Annotated in this window: 18 protein-coding genes and 1 pseudogene; 8 read left to right on the top strand and 11 right to left on the bottom strand. The window is 52.9% G+C overall.

Features of this window, described 5'->3' with window-relative positions:
* Positions 1-40: 40 nt before the first annotated feature.
* From O1724_RS00650 to O1724_RS00620, 7 genes are all read right to left on the bottom strand, one after another.
* A complete protein-coding gene (locus O1724_RS00650) occupies positions 41-694 on the bottom strand; it encodes a hypothetical protein (RefSeq protein WP_006812468.1) in 654 nt (217 codons plus the stop codon).
* 6 nt (positions 695-700) lie between these two features.
* Positions 701-2,299 carry a receptor gene (locus O1724_RS00645; protein WP_126296874.1) on the bottom strand — a complete coding sequence of 533 codons (1,599 nt, stop codon included), beginning with the start codon at positions 2,297-2,299 and terminating at the stop codon, positions 701-703.
* Positions 2,277-4,871 carry a CS1-pili formation C-terminal domain-containing protein gene (locus O1724_RS00640; protein WP_032608167.1) on the bottom strand — a complete coding sequence of 865 codons (2,595 nt, stop codon included), beginning with the start codon at positions 4,869-4,871 and terminating at the stop codon, positions 2,277-2,279. Before O1724_RS00640 ends, O1724_RS00645 begins: the two co-directional genes overlap by 23 nt.
* A gap of 6 nt (positions 4,872-4,877) precedes the next feature.
* The gene (locus O1724_RS00635; protein ID WP_022650117.1) at positions 4,878-5,555 is read right to left on the bottom strand and encodes an EcpB family pilus assembly chaperone; all 678 of its coding nucleotides are present in this window, start codon (positions 5,553-5,555) and stop codon (positions 4,878-4,880) included.
* A 45-nt stretch (positions 5,556-5,600) separates the two neighbouring features.
* On the bottom strand, positions 5,601-6,224 hold the full coding sequence (locus O1724_RS00630) for a common pilus major fimbrillin subunit EcpA (RefSeq protein WP_003860995.1): 624 nt from the start codon (positions 6,222-6,224) through the stop codon (positions 5,601-5,603).
* A gap of 227 nt (positions 6,225-6,451) precedes the next feature.
* Entirely contained in the window at positions 6,452-6,922 is a 471-nt protein-coding gene (locus O1724_RS00625; protein ID WP_003860998.1) for a hypothetical protein, read from the bottom strand.
* A gap of 18 nt (positions 6,923-6,940) precedes the next feature.
* The gene (locus O1724_RS00620) at positions 6,941-7,753 is read right to left on the bottom strand and encodes a winged helix-turn-helix domain-containing protein (RefSeq protein WP_126296873.1); all 813 of its coding nucleotides are present in this window, start codon (positions 7,751-7,753) and stop codon (positions 6,941-6,943) included.
* Between the two features lie 374 nt (positions 7,754-8,127).
* Here O1724_RS00620 and O1724_RS00615 point away from each other — a divergent pair, with 374 nt between their 5' ends.
* The 4 genes and pseudogenes from O1724_RS00615 (at position 8,128) to O1724_RS00600 (ending at position 13,046) form a co-directional block, all read left to right on the top strand.
* Positions 8,128-8,712: a fimbrial protein gene (locus O1724_RS00615; RefSeq protein ID WP_022646579.1), complete on the top strand. Its 585-nt coding sequence runs from the start codon at positions 8,128-8,130 to the stop codon at positions 8,710-8,712.
* Between the two features lie 52 nt (positions 8,713-8,764).
* Positions 8,765-9,457 (top strand): fimbrial biogenesis chaperone, encoded by a 693-nt coding sequence (locus O1724_RS00610; protein ID WP_001223973.1) that lies wholly within the window; start codon positions 8,765-8,767, stop codon positions 9,455-9,457.
* 15 nt (positions 9,458-9,472) lie between these two features.
* Positions 9,473-11,966 (top strand): annotated as a pseudogene (locus tag O1724_RS00605) (fimbria/pilus outer membrane usher protein).
* A 15-nt stretch (positions 11,967-11,981) separates the two neighbouring features.
* The gene (locus tag O1724_RS00600) at positions 11,982-13,046 is read left to right on the top strand and encodes a fimbrial protein (RefSeq protein WP_022650114.1); all 1,065 of its coding nucleotides are present in this window, start codon (positions 11,982-11,984) and stop codon (positions 13,044-13,046) included.
* Between the two features lie 6 nt (positions 13,047-13,052).
* On the opposite strand, the gene O1724_RS00595 is transcribed toward O1724_RS00600, so the two are convergent.
* Positions 13,053-13,688, bottom strand: a complete 636-nt coding sequence (locus O1724_RS00595) for a LuxR C-terminal-related transcriptional regulator (RefSeq protein WP_015570092.1) — start codon at positions 13,686-13,688, stop codon at positions 13,053-13,055.
* A 570-nt stretch (positions 13,689-14,258) separates the two neighbouring features.
* Between O1724_RS00595 and O1724_RS00590 the strand changes: the two genes are divergently transcribed.
* Positions 14,259-14,879 (top strand): LuxR C-terminal-related transcriptional regulator, encoded by a 621-nt coding sequence (locus O1724_RS00590; protein ID WP_015570093.1) that lies wholly within the window; start codon positions 14,259-14,261, stop codon positions 14,877-14,879.
* A gap of 76 nt (positions 14,880-14,955) precedes the next feature.
* Entirely contained in the window at positions 14,956-15,636 is a 681-nt protein-coding gene (locus tag O1724_RS00585) for an EAL domain-containing protein (protein ID WP_126296872.1), read from the top strand.
* Positions 15,637-15,669: 33 nt separating this feature from the next.
* Here the strand turns inward: O1724_RS00585 and nlpA are convergent, their stop codons facing one another.
* Both nlpA and O1724_RS00575 read right to left on the bottom strand, forming a co-directional pair.
* Positions 15,670-16,458: a lipoprotein NlpA gene (nlpA, locus tag O1724_RS00580; protein WP_126296895.1), complete on the bottom strand. Its 789-nt coding sequence runs from the start codon at positions 16,456-16,458 to the stop codon at positions 15,670-15,672.
* A gap of 241 nt (positions 16,459-16,699) precedes the next feature.
* Positions 16,700-18,199, bottom strand: a complete 1,500-nt coding sequence (locus O1724_RS00575) for an MDR family MFS transporter (RefSeq protein ID WP_126296871.1) — start codon at positions 18,197-18,199, stop codon at positions 16,700-16,702.
* A gap of 78 nt (positions 18,200-18,277) precedes the next feature.
* Between O1724_RS00575 and O1724_RS00570 the strand changes: the two genes are divergently transcribed.
* Positions 18,278-18,925 (top strand): TetR/AcrR family transcriptional regulator, encoded by a 648-nt coding sequence (locus O1724_RS00570; RefSeq protein WP_017383663.1) that lies wholly within the window; start codon positions 18,278-18,280, stop codon positions 18,923-18,925.
* Here O1724_RS00570 and O1724_RS00565 read toward each other — a convergent pair.
* Entirely contained in the window at positions 18,922-19,341 is a 420-nt protein-coding gene (locus O1724_RS00565; RefSeq protein WP_022650109.1) for a GNAT family N-acetyltransferase, read from the bottom strand. The two genes, O1724_RS00570 and O1724_RS00565, sit on opposite strands and share 4 nt — an antisense overlap.
* A gap of 185 nt (positions 19,342-19,526) precedes the next feature.
* Between O1724_RS00565 and O1724_RS00560 the strand changes: the two genes are divergently transcribed.
* Positions 19,527-20,096, top strand: coding sequence for a TetR/AcrR family transcriptional regulator (locus O1724_RS00560; RefSeq protein ID WP_126291593.1), 570 nt, complete (start codon positions 19,527-19,529; stop codon positions 20,094-20,096).
* Positions 20,097-20,137 lie beyond the last annotated feature (41 nt).

Raw genomic sequence — 20,137 nt, 5'->3', positions numbered from 1 at the left:
ATGCTAAAGGCTAATTTCCTTTTATGAAGGAAAGCGGTTGCTACGGGCAGGTGGTCAGCGGAATGATTTTATTGCCATAAATAATCATCCGCCTTGCAGCCTGCCCGGCATTATCTATTTCCAGCCGTTGCCCCGGTGGAATATATTTTGAATTGTTGTATTGCGTACTGCACCCGACCGAGGAAACATATTTAAAATAGGTATTCCCGGTATTACTCACCACCCCGTTGCTAAACGCATAATCAAAATGTCGTGTCCATGGTCGGACAATCAAAATAGCCTCAAGCGAGACCACCACATCCGACTGGATGCGCTGGCCTTTGCGCGTGATAACCTTTGCCTGGAGCGGCGTCTCGGTGAATTTTACGCGATAGTATCGCTCTTTGTTGTCATGCGGGCCGGTATAATAAAATTTAAAACCCGCGCGTTCACCGCTCCCCAGCGTTAATTGCTTAGGCGAATACATGACTTCGCCGTCTTTTATTTCGGTTTCTTTTCCCTTCTCTTTAGGAACGTCTACCTGAATAAGCGACACGGTATAATTCTGACGCTCGCTGGTATCGTTTTTTATCGGCTGAAAAACAACTTCTCTTTCGGGAAGAAAATCAATATTCAGACTTTCGATAATTAAAGCATTTGCCCCTGTGGAAATGAAGCAATTTATTGCAAAAATAGCCAGGAATTTTCCAGTCATGGTTGATTAATTCCAGGATGCGCTAACATCTATTCTTCCCTGCGCGGTCACTTCACCAAACCAGCTATTTCCGTCATAGGTGGTTTTCGATACCGGATTATCCATAACGAACTGGAGGATCAGCGGTGTTTTCCAGAGCCACATATCGGTCACGCCGGAACTCATTTTGTCCCACTCTTCCGCATGGGTGGCCGGCGCCGGGATCGACAGTACTTCGCCTTTACAGTTGTGCGCCATCAGCGTCTGGCTTTTCCCCACCAGCACGTTGCCCGGAATGGGAACCGTAAAGCCGTTGCCGCTAAAGGCGCAGTAGTCCACCCCATTCAGGCTTTGGGTAGGCCCGGTGACTTTTACCGTGACCGCAATCGCCGCATCTTTTTGCGCCCCGCTGTAGGTGATGGTGTAGGGGATCTCAATGGGCGCTTCGCCGATAATGCCTTTCCCTGAGCCGCCCAGACCGTCAGGATCGAGGGTGTAATCCGGGTTGTCTGGCACAATTTCCAGCCCGGGTTCGATCGGGTTAATCACCAGGCCGCCCCCCGGCTGGAAGCAGAAATCCGCCGCCAGCGAGCTGTTGCCGGGCGTCAGACACAGGCTGACGATATTGCCAATGTTGCTGCCGTCCCCCGCCTGCGCCACGCTCAGAATTAACGCTTTCGGCAAAAAGATTTTAAGGTACGCATTGCCGCCGTTTTTCTGCGGCGCTGCAAGGAAGGTGTTCGCCAGGACACGCGTATCGCTCAGGATACCGCCGGAGATACTGTACCAGGTGTTTTCATCGAAGGTCAGCTCGGCGGCAAGCCCGGTGCCGCCGCTCATGTGCGATTGCAGCACGCTGTTGACGCGGGAAGAGGTGAGCGCCAGCCCTCCGTTGTAACCGGAGATATCTTCCCCAACAAACGTGTATTCGAGCAGGTCGCACAGGACGCCAGAGACCGTATTACGGGTGTACTTGGTGCAGGTGGCCCCCGTTGATCCATCGACAATCGTCACCTCGCCGCTGATCGGGTCAATACCCAGGTTAAGCGCTCTGGAGTTGGTCATGGTCAGCGTGCCCACCTTGTGAAGCGTATTGGTGGTGGTCACTTTGTTGATTGAGCTGATTTGCGGCGTGGAGGTGATGGTCACTTCATCCCCTGGCGCGGCGTTGAGCAAATAGTTAAAGAACGGATCGCCCAGTACCCAGCGCCCGTATGACGTGCCGGGCTCCATCACCGGCGGCTTAACCACCATCGACGTGTCGGTATAGCTGGTCGTCGGGGTGTACCCCGTGTTGCCGCAGGACGAGGAACACGCCGTCCCTTTAAAGAACGGAGAAGCGCTGGAACCGGTCACCGAAAAGTCGATAGTTAACGCGCTGCCTGCCGGGCCGTTGAAGCTGTTGTCCGGGATGTAAGTGGCGATACCGTTATTCGTTTTCGCACTCAGGGTCGGCCACTCGCGCGAACCGTGTAAAAACGCGGTCGACGTGCTGTTCAGACTAAACAGCCCCGCGCTGTTTCCCGTACCGTTATTGTCCGGGTTATTAATGGCGAAATAGGGCAGCTCCTGCGCCTGGGCCGCCGCGCTCATCAGCAGTAAATTAAGAGCGAATATCTTTTTCATCGTCACGTTCCTGCGTTCCTTTTGCTTCCTGCCAGACGAAATCGCCTTTGTCGCAGGAGATGTCCCCAAGCCACAGCGCACCGCGGTTAGACTCGATGTCCAGGCGCACTTCGCAGACGCTGTCGTCCGGCGTGGCGATACTCAGGACAGGGTTGTTCTTATCAACGTCGATCACGAAGCGTCCGTCGTTTTCCGTCCGGGTCAGCCCGACGTGGTTTTTGATCTGCATGGCGCCAATCGGGGCCCCGTTTGCATCCACAAGACGACCAAACAGAGTGACGATTTTCTTCACCTGCGGCTTCATCACCACGGTATTGCCCGGATAAACCGTGATATGGCGACGCGCATTCGCGCCAATCTCATAGCTTTCCGTACCGGTTTCACTGTTCATCACTTCCAGGTCATAAGCCTGGTATGCCGGCAGCGACAGCCAGGTCTTATCCCCTTTGATGCGTTCTGCCCGGCCGTTAAGCTTCAGGGTCAGCGCTTCATCAGATTTGAGACCGGTACTGACAATCACCCCTGCGCTTTCGGTGCCTTTCCCGGCGGCGATGGCCTCTTTGGACCAGCCCACGCTGCCGTCACTGGTCAGCGTGGAGTTCCAGCCTTTACTCATGCCGCTCTGGACGCTGAGGATGTTGCTGTTCCACGGCGTGTCGAAGTTCACGCTGCCGCCGCCGCTTACGCTGCGATCCTGGCGGCTGTTAAAGGCTTTTGAGACGTTGGCGGTAGCCGATTTCAGGTAATCGCCTTCAAACTGGCGGCTGGCGCTGACGTTCAGCGCCGTGCCGGTATCGCGATTGTGGGAAACGCCAACCGACACGGTATTGCCGAGCGGTATAGCGAAATCGAGCATCACGTAACGATCTTTCTCTTCGTAATACCCGTCGTATTTGTTGCGCGACATTCCCACCCGCAGGCGCGCCGTACCGTAGCGACCGGCGTATAACCCCTGGGAGTAGTCCAGCTGATAGCGTTTATAGCGATAGAGGTCGTCCTCCTGGCGCATCAGGCTCAGGTTGCCCGCCGAGGGCAGACCGAACGACGGCAGGCTAAAGGAGGCGCCCCAGGTATTGCCCTTGCTCTCATAGATATCGAGGAACTTGCCACTGGAGAGCTGTTCATGGGAGTACCACACCGAGCCGATCTGCCACGGCAGGCTGAGATTCGCCCCATAGTTGGCGCGATAGGTTCCGTCGGAGGCGGCCATGGTCTGGGTATTCACCGAGAAATAGCCCGTCAGGTTCAGGGAGGCCCACAGCTCGCTGACGATGTGTTCCCGCATCATGTAGGTGGAGGCGTTCCAGTCGACCATCCCGCTGCGCTTGCTGAACGAGGCTCCCACCAGCGACATGGTGTCTTTATGTTTGGTGTCGTAATCGTAGTAGTAGGTGTTGTCCTGCTCGTTTTTGCGTTTCGCGTATTTTTTATAATTGACGACGGATTTATCGCGGCTATACATCCCGCCCCACATCTGCCAGCGCAGCGTTTCCGACACGTTGCTGGAGAACGGCTTATTTACGGTGTACATGTTACGCGACACGGTGCGGCTTCCGCTCACCACCTCAACTTCGATGCTGTAGATCCCGTAGGGCAGGCTGCTGGTGTCAATTTCATGGTTGCCGACGTCAAAGCGCTGAATGCCGATAAGCTGCCCGTCACGACGAATACGGGCCTCGCCCGCCGTGGGGAAATAGACCACCACCGGCGTCAGAGAGAGCGTGTTATCGCGTTTGCGGGAGTTGGCCTGGTTGCCCATGGAAACGCCGTAGACTTCACCGCCGGAAATCCCGCTGACGCTCGCCAGAGACTGCATCGCCCAGCCGTTCAGCATGCCTGCGGCGTAGCGCATCCCCTGATAGTCGCGCTCCCACATAACCGCGTTCATCTGGGTATCGCTGCTGCTCTCGTTGACGTAGCCAGAGCCGTCGATCAGCACATGATCGACGCCCATTGAGATCCAGTTTCTCGCGTTCAGATAGCCCGACGACCAGCTGTCACCGTAGCCGCTCTCGGTGTGATACGCCCCGAGGTTGTAGGAGAACGTGCCGCTCAGGTCGTCAGACTCCGGCGCATCAATATCCACCTCACGCGGGCGAATATTCACCCCGTAGTCGCTCTGCGACAGATTCAGCAACAGGCGCATTTTTTTCTGATCCAGTTCGAACGCCGAACCCGCGCTAACCGGAATACGCATCTGGTCATCAAACTGCTTATCGTTAATGCTTTGCAGTAACGCCCGCATCTCTTTTGACAGACGAATGCCGTTATCAGACTCCTGGACCTGAACGTCCCTCAGCCCCAGCTTCAGATCTTTTGCAAAGAGCGTCACGTCACCGATACGAACATATTCGCTCGCCGTGCCTTCGTGGTTCCCTTGTTGTGCTGAGTGTGGACGCGTATTCACCAGATAGACGGGAATTTTGATCCCCTGCTCCAGCAGTGCATAAAGCGAGTCGGGAAAACGGTAATTAGCGATAACCACGGAGCTTGAGGCTGCATGCGCAAGCGCGGGCAGCGTGCCGGATGCGCAAGCCATCATCACCGGCAACACTAATTTATTTTTCACCATGCATCCTTACTTAACAGGAATGAACTGTTTCAGGTCCCATATTCCGAGATGAAAATGGTTATCCGTAACGTTGATATCCTCAATAGCGCGCGAGGTCTCTGGCATCAGGTAGAAGTTTTTGCTACACGGCGTGCCGGGGGATTCCGGATTCGGCTTCAGGCAGGTCCCGGTCGCATTGACGCGAAACGAGGTGTTCCCTTTATTGGTTATTTTTCCCGCCACATAGACGAAATCAATCTTCTTATCCCGGGGCTGAACCACCAGAATGGTGCTCACCACCGCGCGCGTCATCCCGGTGCCGTTTTTTGGCGAACCGCTGTCCACCTCTTCGCTTACCCCTTCATCCGTGAAGGTAATGCGGTAGTAACGCTCTTTGTTATCGGCGTTTCCGTGATAGTAAAATTTGACGATATTGCTGGTACCGGCGGGCATCACCATGCGCGTGGGCGTCAGCAACAGTTCGTCCACTTTCTCCGGATTAATGACGATCCCTTCATCCATTGGGCTGCTGATCCGCTGTGCGCGAACAGAAACAATACGCACGCTGTCTGCTTCGTTTTTTATTTCCTTAGCGGTGGAGTCAGCATCCGCAGAAATAATGGTGGTGACTTTTCCCACATTAATGGCCAGCGCGGAGGAAGAGATAAATAATAAAAATAAGAAGGCGGATTTGAGGTTAAACATGCTATTTCCCTAAACAGGGGCTTGCGCCCCTGGATCGATCAGGCCTTAGCCCCAGGTTGCGCGGAACGCAACAGACACGGTCCCTTCCCACAGGCTGTTGGTCAGGTCTTTGAACTCTTTCGCCGTACCGGCATTGTCCTGAGCGGAGTCAACGTAGAAGACGAATTTGTCCTGGCCGGTAATTTCGGTATCTGCCGCCGCGCCTGCGCTGGTGGTCAGGTTCCACAGGCCAGAAGAGACGCCGGTGTTAGAAGAGGAATCAACCAGCGTGGTCCATGCGGTTGATTTCGCCCCCACGGTGCCACCGATAGAGCCCAGGTCGTTACCGCCCCAACGCGCACCCACTTTCAGCTTGGTCGCTTCACCACCCACGCTGAACAGCGTGTTGTTTGAATCGTCGAGGATAGCTTCGAGTTTGAAGCTGGTCGCCGTAGAGTGATCGCCACGGATAGCCACATCAAACAGACCGGTGTCGGTGTTGAAAGATTTGGTGTTGGCGCTGTAAACAAAGTTCAGAGCACGCGTTGGCGTAACAACCAGATCGGATTCGCTGTCTTTGGTCGCGGTTGCCTGCCATGTGGCAGAAGCCGTCGTTTCTGCTGCATTAACTGCGCTCAGGGCAGAAACAGACAGCAGGGAGCCCAGAACGATAGCGTTCAGTTTGTTCATTTATTTAGTCCTTCAAAAAAGAATCCACGTGTATAAAAAGGGGAGCCCCTTTTTCGAGGCGGAGTATAGACAGCCGCAAAATAACGAGGCAATACAGAAAAATTCACTCGACGGAGAGCAACAATAAAAATATAAATAAATTTCTCGTATCTTATTGTTACGTATTGAGTAAATTACTCACTTTCCCGAGTAATAGATAAATATCGATTTTTTAATAAAGAGAAATATCAGGACGTCGGGACAGCCACACACATCATTACAGGCAACACCAGCCCCTTAATTAACCACGCATGTTTTTTTACGCTGGTAATATAGAAGAAGTTGATATTATCAAGTAACATTTCGTTTACAACGCCATCCGGCGCCGCATCATCTTCAGATTTATTCAGCTTTTTATCCTTAATATAAAAGATATTGCTTCCATCGACTTTTTCCACGCTGAGCGTGTAATTTCGGTCAATCAGGTAGCTTTTGCCCTCTTTCTTGAGCACGCCTTTATGAATAACCGTCACAACATCTTTGTTGTTAAACAGGAAAAGCGTGGTTAGCGACATATCGGTTGACTCACCCGTGGAATATGTTTTCCAGGAAATGGTATCTGACTGGCAGCCAAACCCCTCATCCTGCGTTCTGGTAAAATAGATCCATAACAACGCGATGACAGACAGCGCCAGTACGATACTGAACAGTACACTCATTTTAGTCCTTGACATATTTTAACTCCCGGTCAGGCTTCTGTAAGAAATGCAGTTCTTATAATCGTCGATACTGTCCTGCTGATAACAGATGGCCAGGAAATAATTTTCTATCTGCGACTTTTTAAACCTGGAATAGTAAGCATCTGCAACCTGATGTTGACAGTCGATATGTTGACTGGCGATGACCTCTTTTACGTGATTAAAGTAGTGCTGTCGCGGCTGATACATATTCTTATCGATCAGGTATACCGTACACCGGTCCACTTTACCGAGCAGATGCATATCAGAATCTTTCAGGCTCTCGGCATAGGAATCCCTTTGGTGCAACAGTAAAACAGCGGTGCCGATAACGGTAATCAGTAATAAGGTGCAGAAAGAAATAAAGAGTCTGTGCAGCGATATTAATTGTTTAGGCGGATCGGCATCTTTCTTATGCGCTAGCGTATCGAATGATTCAGAGGCAGATTGTTCACTAAGCGTTGAAACAACCGGCGGCCTGACCGTGTGGTGTTCAATATGCGCGGCAAGGCTAAATCCCTTGCCACGTATCGTTTTTATCAGTAAAGGGTCGCATCCTAATGTACGAAATGCTTTTCTGATTTCACTTATGGCAACATTCAGACTCACCGAAGAACCAGAGAAACCATGATCCTCCCAGACCTTCTTTATCAGGTCGTCTCTGTCGAGAGTTTTACCATTATTGATGATAAGTTCATAAAGCAGACGACCCGCCTGGTTAGATAACTTAATGGATGACTCTTCCTCTCCATTAATCATGATCATACCGGTGTCGACTTCATAAAGCATTGTAAGATCAATGAGATACTTCATATTATTATTACGCCATTGTTAAAATTATGTGCATTTGCCAGGCAATAATAAGTCTAAAGTTTGTGTGGTCAAGTCGCGTGATATTAATTGAGAGATGAATTCATAAAGCTTCATTAATTAACAATTATTAAATCATTAATAAAAATATTTGAACCAACGCATTTAGGTTAAAACATTAAAAAAAACTAACACACAAGATTATAATCTTAAACTTTAGAAATTGTTGGAATAATGTTTTGTTATGTACTTTTTTAGTGCAACATAATATCGTCAAAGCATTCTCCCGAGTCGCCATGCGTCTAGCCGGTACATCAGGGACATGTGTAGCCGATTAACATTCATTTTAAATAACACAAATCTTCATGGAGTTTATCATGTTCAAATCGATCATGACCGTATCACTGCTGGCCGCTGCTATTGCCTCTACCAGCGCAGTGGCCGCAGACAATTCAGCGGGTGGTATCATTAACTTTACCGGCGCTATTACCGATACAACCTGTACCATTAACGGCGGTAAAAGCGCAGACTTTACCGTTGCGCTTTCCCCTATTTCGGTAAAAGATGCAGGCACCACGGTTGGCCTGATCACTAAGAATAAAAAATCTATTGCGCTGACTTTCTCAGGTTGTTCACCAGCAGCCGGAACGACCGGCACCCCGCTGAAAGTGTATTTCTCCAGCGCGGATAATATTTCCACTGACGGTAAATACCTGCTCAATAACAGCGTGAACGAAAGCGATGCCAGCGTGGCACGTAATGTCGGTTTTGCGCTAGTGGAGCCAGGTTCGTCTACGCCAATTACCCTGAACCAGCCTTACACCACAGATATTATGGGTACAGCGACCGCGCCAGATTCCGAGACGCTGACGCTGGATGTTTATTATTATAAAACGAACGCCGCTGCCGCCACCGTGGGCGAGTTAAGCTCCAACGTAACGTATACCATTTCCTACCTGTAATAATGATTATTCAGGCTCTGTTTTCGCAGAGCCTGTATTTAAGGTTGCAATCATGCGCAAGGCAATTTTGCTGGCAGGCTTACTGCTAAGCACCGGTCACTCATGGGCCAATATTGTCATTAATGGCACCCGTGTCCTTTATCCTGAAAATAACAAAGAGGTGATCGTCCAGTTAATGAATACGGGCGATGCGCCCGCTCTGGTGCAATCCTGGATAGATGACGGTGATATTAATTCCACGCCGGAAACAGCCAATGTGCCGTTTTTGCTGTCGCCGCCAGTGATAAAGGTTAACGAACATAATGGCCAACAGCTTCGTATTAAAAAGCTGCCGTCCAGCTTGCCTGCGGATCGCGAATCCGTCTTTTTCCTGAATGTTCTCGACATTCCGCCCAGACCTGAAAATCTGCAAAATCAGAATACCGTTCAGCTGGCGATTAAATCCCGTATCAAACTTTTTTACCGGCCCGCTGCGCTGAAAGGCACGCTGGATGACGCGGTGGCGAAACTGACGCTCGCCGCCGAAGGCGATCGCTTTCGCATTACAAATAACAGTCCGTTCCATATTACGGTCGCCAATATTTCGCTGGGTAAAACGAAATTGCTCCAGGAGTCCCCTATGGTTTCCCCGTTTGGGCAGCTGACGGTCGCCGCAAAAAATACGGTTAAGCGCGGACAGACCTTCCAGCTGATGTATGTGGACGATCTTGGCGCGTATAAAACCCGGACTTTCACCAGTCAGTGATCGGAAAGACTCACCATGAAAATGAAACAAAACAGACTCTGTCTGCTGGCAGTCTGCACGCTTCTGCTTTCGCATAAATCAGGGGCCGTCTCGTTTGATCCCTCCCTGCTTGCTGGCGCATCCGGTGAGTCCGATCTGTCTCGCTTTTCCGAAAACAACGCCATGCCTGCCGGCAGTCAGGAGATGGATATCTACGTAAACGGCAGCTGGAAGGGACGTTATACCGTCATCTACGGCGAGCAGCGTGACGACATCCGCATTGCCTGGAAAGATGCCCGGTCGCTTGGCATCAACACCACGTCCGTGCCTGCGCCCGCCATTGCGCACGGGCAGGTTCAGCTGCGCGATCTGGTTCAGGGCGGTGAAGTCAAAACCGATACCAGCACCCTGAGTCTGGCGCTTACCGTTCCGCAGGCGGCCGTGCTGCGTACTGAAGAAGGTTACATTGCCCCCCAGTTCTGGGACGAGGGGATACCGGCGCTGATGCTCTCGTGGAACACGACCTGGTACAACACCCGCGCGAAAGGCGCTGCGAAAGACACAAATGATGATTTTTATGCCGGGCTGGATTCCGGCGCCAACCTGTTCGGCTGGCAGTTTCGCGACAGCAGCGCCTGGCGGAAAACGGCCAGCGGAGAGAGTAGCTGGCAGAATAATACCCGCTACCTGCGCCGTCCCCTGGCCTCGCTGAAATCCAACCTGACGCTGGGTGACTTTTATATTCCTGGCGATCTGTTTGATTCCCTGCGCGTGCGCGGCGTGTCGCTGGCGTCGGACATGAAGATGCGCCCAAATTCACAGCAGGGTTTTTCACCGGTGGTTCACGGCGTGGCACGGACGAACGCCCTGGTGAAAGTTATCCAGAATGGCAACGTGATCTATCAGGAGAATGTGCCGCCGGGCCAGTTTACCCTCGACAGCATTCAGCCTACCGGCTCCGCGGGCGATTTGCTGGTGGTGGTGCGTGAAGCGGACGGTTCACAGCAGTCCTTCACGGTGCCGTTTTCCGCCGTACCCGGGATGCTAAAAGAAGGGGTGAGTCAGTACAGCGTGGTGGCGGGTAAAGTGCATCAGAACACGCTCGATGCCGAACCCGCATTCATGCAGGCCACGCTGCGCTACGGGTTTAATAACCTCATCACCGGGTATACCGGGACGATTATTAGCGATAACTACCAGGCCGGGCTTGTCGGTACCGGGTGGAACCTTCCCTTTGGCGCGGTCTCGTTTGATGTCACCCACGCCAAAACCACCCTACAGGATCGCACCAGCAGCGGTCAGAGTTATCGCGTGTCGTACAGCAAATTTATCGATACCACCGCCACCAACTTCACCCTGGCGGCCTATCGCTATTCCACTAAAGGCTATTACAGCTTCAGCGACGCGCTCTATTCGCGCGAAGGGTATCAGCGCCTGAGAGCGCAGTACGACGACTATGAAGATCGGTTTGGCGTTGCGCCCGACATGTCGCTAAGCACCTGGGACGCCATGCGCGCGGCGCAGCCCAAGAATACCTTTACGCTTAACCTTAATCAGCGCCTGCTCAATAACTGGGGCACGGTGTTTGTCTCCGGCACACAGCGCGATTACTGGAACTCACAGCAAACCACGCGCGAATACCAGATGGGCTATTCCAACGCCATCGGCCGCGCCAGCTATACCCTGTCGGCCAGCCGGGTACGGAAAAGGGACAGTGAAGAAGAGACGCGCCTTTACCTCTCCCTCAGCCTGCCGTTCTCGCTGTTTGATAATAATGCGTGGATCACCTCCAGCCTGACGGCCAGCGATTCGCATTACGAGCAGAGCAATATCAGCATGAGCGGGAACGCGCTGGCGTCGAACCGACTGAGCTACACCCTCTCCGGCAGTAATGCGCGGGGGGGGGAAAAATGCGGCAAGCGTTAACGCCGCGTACCGTTCGAACTTCGCGACACTCGGTGGCTCTTACAGCGAATCCTCCGACTACCGCCAGACCGGGCTCAGCGGACGCGGCAGCCTGGTGGCCTACCCGTGGCACGTTCTCGCCTCAAACGAAACCGGCACAACCATGACTATCGTCGATGCGCCAAAGGCGGAGGGGCTGATGGTGAACGGCGATGAAAGCATTATGACGAACCGCGATGGCGTGGCGCTGGTGCCTTACGCCACCCCGTATCGCAAAAACGCCATTACGTTAACTGAAACGGAAAACAGCGCTGGCGCGGAGGTGATCGGCAATATGGCTAACGTGGCTCCTTACGACGGGGCGGTGAGCTATATCCGCTTTGAAACCGACAAGCGCCAGTCATGGGTACTTCATGCGACGCGCGCCGACGGCAAACCGCTGCCCTTTGGCACCGAAGTGCTGGATGAACATGGTGAATCTGTCGGGTATGTCGGACAGGCCAGCGTACTGTATATCCGTGCTGAACAGCCGCCACGCGCGCTCAACGTGCATCTCCGCGGCGGAAAGTGCGAAATCTCCTCCCCGGCCTGGGGGCTGAACAGCCCCTCATCGGTTTGCCATTAATTACGGATTATCAAAATGTTACGATCATTCATGTTCCTGCTCCTCACCAGCGTTAGCGGGATGAGCTATGCCACCTGCTCCGGCAGCAGCATCGTTTATGGCACACCGATTACCATTGATTTATCGGATAAGCTGAGCCCGGCCACGCCCACATGGACCGGCAGCTTCACCACCCAGTACAGCGGCTCGTTCAACTGTACGACGGGTAATAGCGAATTTTCTTACACGCCGATCCTCTCGACCGACAGCAAATACGCGACCATCCTCGGATTCAGCAACAACAAGTATATGGTGCGGGCGGAGATCACCAATCCCCCGGCCAATAAAACCCTGTCTGCCAGCGGTAGCCATACGGCGTCTGAGCTGAATACACCGTTTACGGTTCGCTTCACCCTCGTTAACCAGAGCGGCACCACCCTGACGGGGGATACGGCGAACATGAGCGACGTTCTGTTCGTCAGCGACATGAGCGGGTTATCTATCTGGGAAATCATCACCTGGCCAATCAATCAGGTCATCAAGATAGCGCAGTGGTTATTCAGCGGGTTCAAGTGGCCTTACGACAACCGCGATATGTTTGGTCAGCCGATGATCATCAAATACGCGCCAAAACTGACTACCTGTTCCTTTGATAATGCGGGGCTGACCGTGGCGCTGCCGACGCTCGGCATTCCCCAGCTCAGTGCATCCTCACAGCCGGGGCTGACGCCTTTTTCACTGAACATGAGCTGTCAGAACGTCGGGGTTAATGGCAATTCCGATCGGGCAATTGAGATGTTTCTGTCCAGCACGCAGCTGCTTTCGACCGACAGCTCGGTGCTGATCGACAGCAGCAGTAGCGCGGCGCAGGGCGTGGGGCTCCGCCTGATAAAACGTGACGCCCCGCAAACGCCGGTGACCTTCTCTACCTCGACCACCAGCCGTGGCAACGCCACAATGATCTTCAGCGTGGCGGCTGGCGCGGCGCTGGACGAACATTTCACCCTTCCGATGGCGGCGTACTATTACGTGTGGGCACCCGCCCAGGTGAGCCAGGGTAAGATCAATACATCGGCTACGCTGAATATTATCTACCCCTGATGTGGACTATTCCTCCATCTTTCCAACCGCCTGCACATACTTAATCAGTTCGCTGTGGTTGGAAAGATTCAGCTTTTTCATCGCATTATGCTTCTGCGTCGCAATAGTACTGACCGAACGGTTTCGATGACGGGCAATCTCCGTCGTTGAAAATCCTTCCACAATAAGATGAAGCACCTCCCACTCTCTGGCCGAGAGGATGGAGCGCGCCCGGGAGCCGGACCGCATTACCCGCCTGAGCCACGAAGAGATCGACGGTTTTTGCCCGTCCGCCATGAGCAACGCGGGTAATTCCTTTTTCAGTTCAGTCAATTCATCCTGCTGACTGATGGTTAATTCAAATTTCATCTCCAGAACTTTTTTTAACAGCCCGTAAGGCAGCTCGGGCACCAACAGAACACGCCTGACGTGATGGGTTTTACATAAAGATGTAAAACGGCTGCTGACCTCCGCACTCCACTCTTTATGATTAAGCAGATAATTAAATTCAGTGAAGAAAACATCCACGTTATTATCCGCCACCGCCGCCAGCGCCTGTTCTGTGGAATCGACCTGAGTAATGTTCAGTACGTAATCGGGTAAAAGATCCTGGAGCGCCCGGAATATTATCTCTTTAAATATATTTATTTTGTAAAACACCATTACCCTTACGATACGTTCAGTATTATTCATGTCTTTTCTAAATTCTCGTGACCGGAGGAAAATGATAATAGTTTATGTACTCACCACTCACAACCTCTTCGCGCCAGGATTTTATCCTTCTCAGGCTTAAAAATCTGAACAAGGACATTAAATTCATAGAAAAAATTCTATTTTATTCTGCACGCCGTTTCCCCTCGCAGATAAAGCCCTGTCGATAACCCTGCCACGATCACAATTTTTCTTACAGAAACAGCAGTAACTCACTGAAAAGGCGGTGGATTAACCCCATTAATCAACCTTCTGATGCTTATTATCCGCTCATTTACAGAATAAAAATCTGGCATGAATATTATTAGAAGATTAAAACAATTGCATATACCATTAAAACCCTTTTTCAATTTTATCTTCCTCTAATAATTGGCATCAGCTTTACTCGACGGTTTGTATTGGCTTACATTGATGCCATCGCATCGCGTTATATAAAAAAGTGCTCGCTATTCTTTTAATAAGAGAGTGCGAACCGCCATTTTCTCTTATATGGACTGTTTACTCAGCGAAAGGAGAATGCCAATGCAAAATAAAAAAACAATTCATGTTGCCGTTGTTGACAGCTGCGAATTCACGATGATTGGCCTGCAATCGCTTGGAAAGCGTGAGCCTGATGAAAAACACGACGTTATTTTCCATGGGTTTACCCATATCGAAGAACTTGCTATGAGTGAACAACTCTTTGATATCATCATTTATGATCCGTTGAATACGCGTCATTTCCGGGTGACGACAAATGACGACATTCTCTGCATTAAACAGAAACAAGTGACGGCGAAGATCTATATCTATTCGTTATCCGCCGGCTATTTGAAATTCAAACATGTCGATGGGGTCATCAGCAAAAGAGTCTCCCTGGGGGATATCAAAGCGCTGTGGCAAATACTGATGAGCCAGACACCGCAAGAGTCTGGCCGTTACAACGTAGGCATGACGACCCGCTTACGCACCCCGGCGAGGCTGTCCAGCGAGGAGGCCAGCGTATTGCGCGGCTATTCCTGTAATCTCAAAACCAAGCAAATCGCCCGTCAGCTGGGGTGTAACGTCAGGCTGGTTTACTTTTATAAGAACAACGCCATGAACAAGCTTAAAGCCGTGCGTGGCCCCTCGTTTTACCAGAGCATTCGCTGGATCCTGAATTAAGAATTTGACCGTGTGTCGTTTGCCTTTTGTTCCCGTGTCCGCGGGAACCTTTTTTTCATTTCCTGAAGGCTGTTCCATGTATACCGTTCTTCCCTCTCCCCTGTTGCAACGTATCTCAGGGCTGCGCTTCCAGCCGCTTGTCGATCTTCATTCGGGCCAGGTGTTCGCGCATGAAGTGCTTGTGGAGATCCGTAACGTCAATCTTGAGGTGCTGTTTGCCTCGCTGCCCTCGCGCAGCGCGCTGCAAATCTTCTTCTGGCAGGCCAACACCCTGTTACAGATACCCGCCCGGGACGCTTACTGGCTAAACCTTCCGGCAGAACACCTTCTCAACGAACGCGCTATCCGGTTGTTGCTGGCGTTACGCCATCAGCAGCGGTTAACGATTGAAATTCAGGATCCCCTCACCATCACACGGCTGAGCGAGGATGAGCAACGTCGCCTTCATGCCACGCTTGTTCGGTTAAAAGAGGCGGGATGGCAAATCTGGCTGGACGATTTAACCCGGGAGTTGGCGGAGGCGTTCGCGCGACTTGCGCTGCCGCTGGATGGGGTGAAAATTGACCGCTCAGCGCTGCGCGAGCGCGCGCCGCTTGCCCCGTTTGTACAGGAGGTCAGGGCAGGTATCGCGCAATCAATTCTTATAGAAGGCATCGAAAACTCGCGGGATCTGGCGCGCGCCCGCGCGTCCGGCGCACAGTCTGGTCAGGGTTTTCTGTGGCCCGAAAGCCGAACCGATGCCCGCGTAACGCTTTGACGGCCAGCGGAGCGCTGGCCTTTTTACCGGGGCTTACCAGCCCGGCACCGCGCCACCGTTAAAAATGGTCTCCGCCGCTTTCGCCACTTCCGGCGACTGATAGGACTGGATAAATTCCTTCACGTTTTCGGCGTCTTTGTTCTCTTCACGCGTGACCACAATATTCACGTAGGGTGAGTTTTTGTCTTCGATAAAGACGCTGTCGTGTACCGGGGAAAGCCCCGTTTGCTGGAGATAGGTGGTACTGATGATGGCCACATCCACTTTCGGATCGTCCAGCACGCGCGGCAGCTGCGCCCCTTCCAGCTCCATAATCTGTAAGTTTTTCGGGTTCGCGGTAATATCCAGCGCCGTTGGCAGCAGGCCAACATCCGGTTTAAGGGTAATCAGCTTCTCTTTTTGCAGCAGCAACAGCGCGCGGCCAAGGTTGGTGGGATCGTTTGGAATCGCAATGGTTGCGCCGTCCTTCAGCTCAGAGACCGATTTAATCTTTTGGGAGTAACCCGCCATCGGGAAGACGAAGGTATTGGCCACGGCGACCAGCTTGTAATTGTGCGCCTTGTTATCTTCTGCGAGGAACGGGCGATGCTGGAAGACGTTGGCGTCCAGTTCGCCCTGGTTGGTGGCATCGTTGGGCAGCAGCGAGCCGCTAAAGCCCACCAGCTCAACATCCAGACCGTATTTCTCCTTTGCCACCTTTTTGGCGACTTCCGCCACGTCCTGCTCAGCGCCATTGATCACGCCGACTTTAATGTGTCTGGCATCATTGCCGCCCTGATCACAGCCCGCGAGCAGCAGGCCAGTCAGGAGAAGCGCACCCATTCGAAGTTTCACGAGACAGTTCCTTTTGAAAGACGTTTTGAAGACTATATCGACAACGAGACGGCAGGCTAAAAAACGAAAAGGAATCAGTAAGACGGTTAAGTTATATGCGGCCTGTTGCCGGGTGGCGCTGCGCTTACCCGGCCTACGTGACGGGGGAAGTGTAGGCCCGGTAAGCGTAGCGCCACCGGGCGATGGGCATCAGGCTACGGTAGTCCAGGCGCAAGCAGAACCGCTAACCTCACGCCTGCCGACGCAGCGGCGCTTCGCGCAAAAACCACGACAACACAAACGCCAGCACCATAATCCCCGCCGCCAGCATGAACACCGCATGGATCGCCGAGCCGAACGCATCCAGATAGTCCAGACGCAGGGCATCAGGCAGATGGTGTATGGCAACGGGATTAAGTTCGCGCGGCAGTTCCGCCCCTTCCGGCAGCCTGTCGATCAGACCTGATTGCAGAATATGGGTGAACACCGCGCCAAACAGCGCGACGCCAATCGCCCCGCCAATGGAGCGGAACAGCGTCACCCCAGACGTCGCGACGCCGTATTGATCGGCTGACACGCTGTTTTGCACCGCCAGCACCAGCACCTGCATCACCAGTCCCAGCCCCATGCCCAGCACGCCGGTAAACAGGTAAAGCTGCCAGGTTGGAGAGGTGATTGAAATGCGCGTCAGTAACATCATCCCCACCACGCCGAGCAGCGTGCCGAGGATCGGGAACAGACGATATTTCCCGGTACGGCTGATGATGCGCCCGCTTATGATGGAGGTGAGCAACAGCCCCCCCATCAGGGGGATCAGCTGCAAACCGGCCTGCGTCGGCGTGGCGTCTTTTACCACCTGTAAATAGAGCGGCAGGAAAGTGACGGAGCCAAACAGCGACATGCCGATAATAAAACCGATCAGGCTACAGAGCAGGAAGCTGCGGTTGCGGAAGAGCGACAGCGGGATAATCGGCTCCCACGCCAGCCGCTCTTCGTAGATAAACCCGGCGATCCCCGTCAGGCCGAAGGCCAGAATACACCACAGCTGCGGGTCGCTCCATTGGCGGATCGTCCCGCCCTCGGTGGTAAACAGAATGATGCACAGCAACGCCATGCTGAGGTAAATCGCCCCCAGGTAGTCAATCTCATGCTTGCTGCGCCGCGCGCTGCCGTGGAAAACCGCGCCAATCACCAGCAGGGCAAACAGCCCCAGCGGCAGGTTGATGTAGAAAATCCAGCGCCAGGATGCGTGCTGAACGATAAACCCGCCGATCAGCGGCCCTATCACCGTCGCCAGGCCAAACACGCCGCCAAACAGCCCCTGATAGCGACCCCGATCGGCAGGCGGGATCACGTCCGCCACGGCAGCCATGCTGATCACCATCAGACCGCCGCCCCCCAGCCCTTGCAGGGCGCGCATCAGCACCAGCTGGGTCATGTTCTGCGCCAGACCGCACAGCGCGGACCCTACAAGAAACAGCACAATCGCGATTTGCAGAACGATTTTTCGGCCAAACAGATCGCCGAATTTGCCGTACAGCGGCACCACGATGGTCGAACTGAGAATATAGGCCGTTACCACCCACGAGAGCTTATCCAGCCCGCCCAGCTCACCGACGATGGTCGGCAGCGCGGTGGAGACAATGGTCTGATCCAGCGCCGAGAGCAGCATCACCAGCAGGAGTGCGCTGAACAGCAGCTTAATCGACGGCGCCTTTTTCGCAGGTTGAGTCATTACGTCGGACTCCATAAGACATCACTTGAAATTAATTAATCGTATAATTAATATTTGTGGAAGTGATGAATAAGATCAAGAGATACGGTGACCATGCCAGCACAAAAGGACAATTCTGAACCCCGCCGCCCCGGTCGGCCACGCGGCGGCAAGCGCGTTACCGCCAGCCGTGAACAGCTGCTGGACATCGCCCTGAACCTCTTTTCCCGCCAGGGGATCGCCAATACGTCGTTGAACGCCATCGCCCGCGAAGCAGGCGTGACGCCCGCCATGCTGCACTACTACTTCAACTCCAGAGAACAGTTACTGGATGCGATGATTGAGGAGCGCTTCCTGCCGTTACGCGAGCGGATCGGGGCGATTTTCGCCGACAACCGGGATTCGCCGGTGGATGCCCTGACGGAAATGGTCAGGGTGCTGGCCGAACTGGCGGAAAAGTATCGCTGGTTTGCCCCGCTGTGGATGCAGGAGGTGATTGGCGAGATGCCGGTACTGCGCACCCATTTGCAGGCACGCTTTGGCGATGAGAAATATCACACCACGCTGGCAACCATCAAAGGCTGGCAGCAGGAAGGAAAGCTGAATCCGGCGCTGGCCCCCGAACTGCTGTTCACTACGCTGCTGAGCCTGGTGCTGGTGCCGTTCTCCCGCATGCGCAATGACGAGAGGCTTAGCGCCCTCTCGCCGGAGATCGTGGTGCGCCACGTGTTAGCCGTGATAGGCACCGGGATCGGCGGTTAAAGATTTTTGGACAGATAGTGTCTCTGCATTCCCTGATAAGGGTAATCCTGCAAGGACATCTGCACCTGATAACCCTGTTTTTCATAGAACGGACGCGCCTGGAAGCTGACCGTATCCACCAGCGCGTGACGACAGCCTTTGCGACGGGCCTCCTCTTCAGCCGTTTTGATAAGCTGGCTTCCCACACCCGTACCCCGCACGCTGTCACTGACCCACAGATAGTCGATGTTCAGCCAGTCGCCTTTCCGTACGCCGATTAACCCGCCCAGCATGACGCCATTGTCGTCTCGCATATATACGCCAATATCGCCACTAAACGTCGCCAGATCTAAATACTGCGCGTTATAGGCTCTTAGCCCCGTTAATAATTCTTCTTTTTCTTCAGCCGTGACTTTATCTGTAATGCTCAGGTGCATAAATCTCTCCTTATTTTCAGCGCAATCTGAATATCTCACAGCTTAACCTTCATAAAAACTCCTTATTTCCTCCATTGTTTAAACAAGGAAATATTCATTCAATATGTAAATAAAAAAAACCTTTCCAATAGGCTCCGAAAACGTATAATGAGAACGATCATTCTCACTTTTTACGGTAGCCGACGATGAGCACAAAGCTGGAAGAACGACAAAAACTACGGCAGGACGAAATCATCACCGCCGCGCGCCGCTGCTTTCGCGCCAGTGGATTTCACGCTGCCAGCATGTCGCAGATCGCCAGCGAAGCCAGGCTCAGCGTCGGACAAATCTATCGCTATTTCAGTAAAAAAGACGCGATCATTGAAGAGATGATCCGGCGCATTATCGACTCACGTATTGAGGAGATGCAGGGCAAAACCCTGGTTGAAGGGATGCCGCAGGCGCTTGCCTGGCGCCAGACGCTTAACGAAGATGATGACGCGCTAATGCTCGAAATGTCCGCAGAGGCCACGCGCAATCCGCTGGTGGCAAACATGCTGATCGAAGCCGAAGCCCGCATGTTCGCCAACGCCTGTGAGCACCTTAAAAAGCAGTTCCCCCACCTGAGCGATGAGCATATTCGCTGCTGCGTGGAGATTACCGCTGTGATGATCGAAGGCACGATTTACCGTCGACTCACGCCTTTAAAAGTACCGTCAGAACAATTAGAGCCCATATACCAGAATATTTTAAATATGCTTTTCTCTGCGAAGTAATCGCATGTGAATAATTAGCGGAAATAATTAATTTCCCTTTT

This window comes from Enterobacter cloacae complex sp. HYC074_NIDB (assembly GCF_056673345.1).
Note: the sequence above shows the minus strand (reverse complement) of the source record. Positions and strands in the feature narration are given on the sequence as shown.

Bases quoted from the DNA above. Each gene is read 5' to 3' on its own strand.
- O1724_RS00650 (WP_006812468.1), bottom strand. From the start codon at position 694: ATGACTGGAAAATTCCTGGCTATTTTTGCAATAAATTGCTTCATTTCC.
- O1724_RS00645 (WP_126296874.1), bottom strand. From the start codon at position 2,299: ATGAAAAAGATATTCGCTCTTAATTTACTGCTGATGAGCGCGGCGGCC.
- O1724_RS00640 (WP_032608167.1), bottom strand. From the start codon at position 4,871: ATGGTGAAAAATAAATTAGTGTTGCCGGTGATGATGGCTTGCGCATCC.
- O1724_RS00635 (WP_022650117.1), bottom strand. From the start codon at position 5,555: ATGTTTAACCTCAAATCCGCCTTCTTATTTTTATTATTTATCTCTTCC.
- O1724_RS00630 (WP_003860995.1), bottom strand. From the start codon at position 6,224: ATGAACAAACTGAACGCTATCGTTCTGGGCTCCCTGCTGTCTGTTTCT.
- O1724_RS00625 (WP_003860998.1), bottom strand. From the start codon at position 6,922: ATGAGTGTACTGTTCAGTATCGTACTGGCGCTGTCTGTCATCGCGTTG.
- O1724_RS00620 (WP_126296873.1), bottom strand. From the start codon at position 7,753: ATGAAGTATCTCATTGATCTTACAATGCTTTATGAAGTCGACACCGGT.
- O1724_RS00615 (WP_022646579.1), top strand. From the start codon at position 8,128: ATGTTCAAATCGATCATGACCGTATCACTGCTGGCCGCTGCTATTGCC.
- O1724_RS00610 (WP_001223973.1), top strand. From the start codon at position 8,765: ATGCGCAAGGCAATTTTGCTGGCAGGCTTACTGCTAAGCACCGGTCAC.
- O1724_RS00600 (WP_022650114.1), top strand. From the start codon at position 11,982: ATGTTACGATCATTCATGTTCCTGCTCCTCACCAGCGTTAGCGGGATG.
- O1724_RS00595 (WP_015570092.1), bottom strand. From the start codon at position 13,688: ATGGTGTTTTACAAAATAAATATATTTAAAGAGATAATATTCCGGGCG.
- O1724_RS00590 (WP_015570093.1), top strand. From the start codon at position 14,259: ATGCAAAATAAAAAAACAATTCATGTTGCCGTTGTTGACAGCTGCGAA.
- O1724_RS00585 (WP_126296872.1), top strand. From the start codon at position 14,956: ATGTATACCGTTCTTCCCTCTCCCCTGTTGCAACGTATCTCAGGGCTG.
- nlpA (WP_126296895.1), bottom strand. From the start codon at position 16,458: ATGGGTGCGCTTCTCCTGACTGGCCTGCTGCTCGCGGGCTGTGATCAG.
- O1724_RS00575 (WP_126296871.1), bottom strand. From the start codon at position 18,199: ATGGAGTCCGACGTAATGACTCAACCTGCGAAAAAGGCGCCGTCGATT.
- O1724_RS00570 (WP_017383663.1), top strand. From the start codon at position 18,278: ATGCCAGCACAAAAGGACAATTCTGAACCCCGCCGCCCCGGTCGGCCA.
- O1724_RS00565 (WP_022650109.1), bottom strand. From the start codon at position 19,341: ATGCACCTGAGCATTACAGATAAAGTCACGGCTGAAGAAAAAGAAGAA.
- O1724_RS00560 (WP_126291593.1), top strand. From the start codon at position 19,527: ATGAGCACAAAGCTGGAAGAACGACAAAAACTACGGCAGGACGAAATC.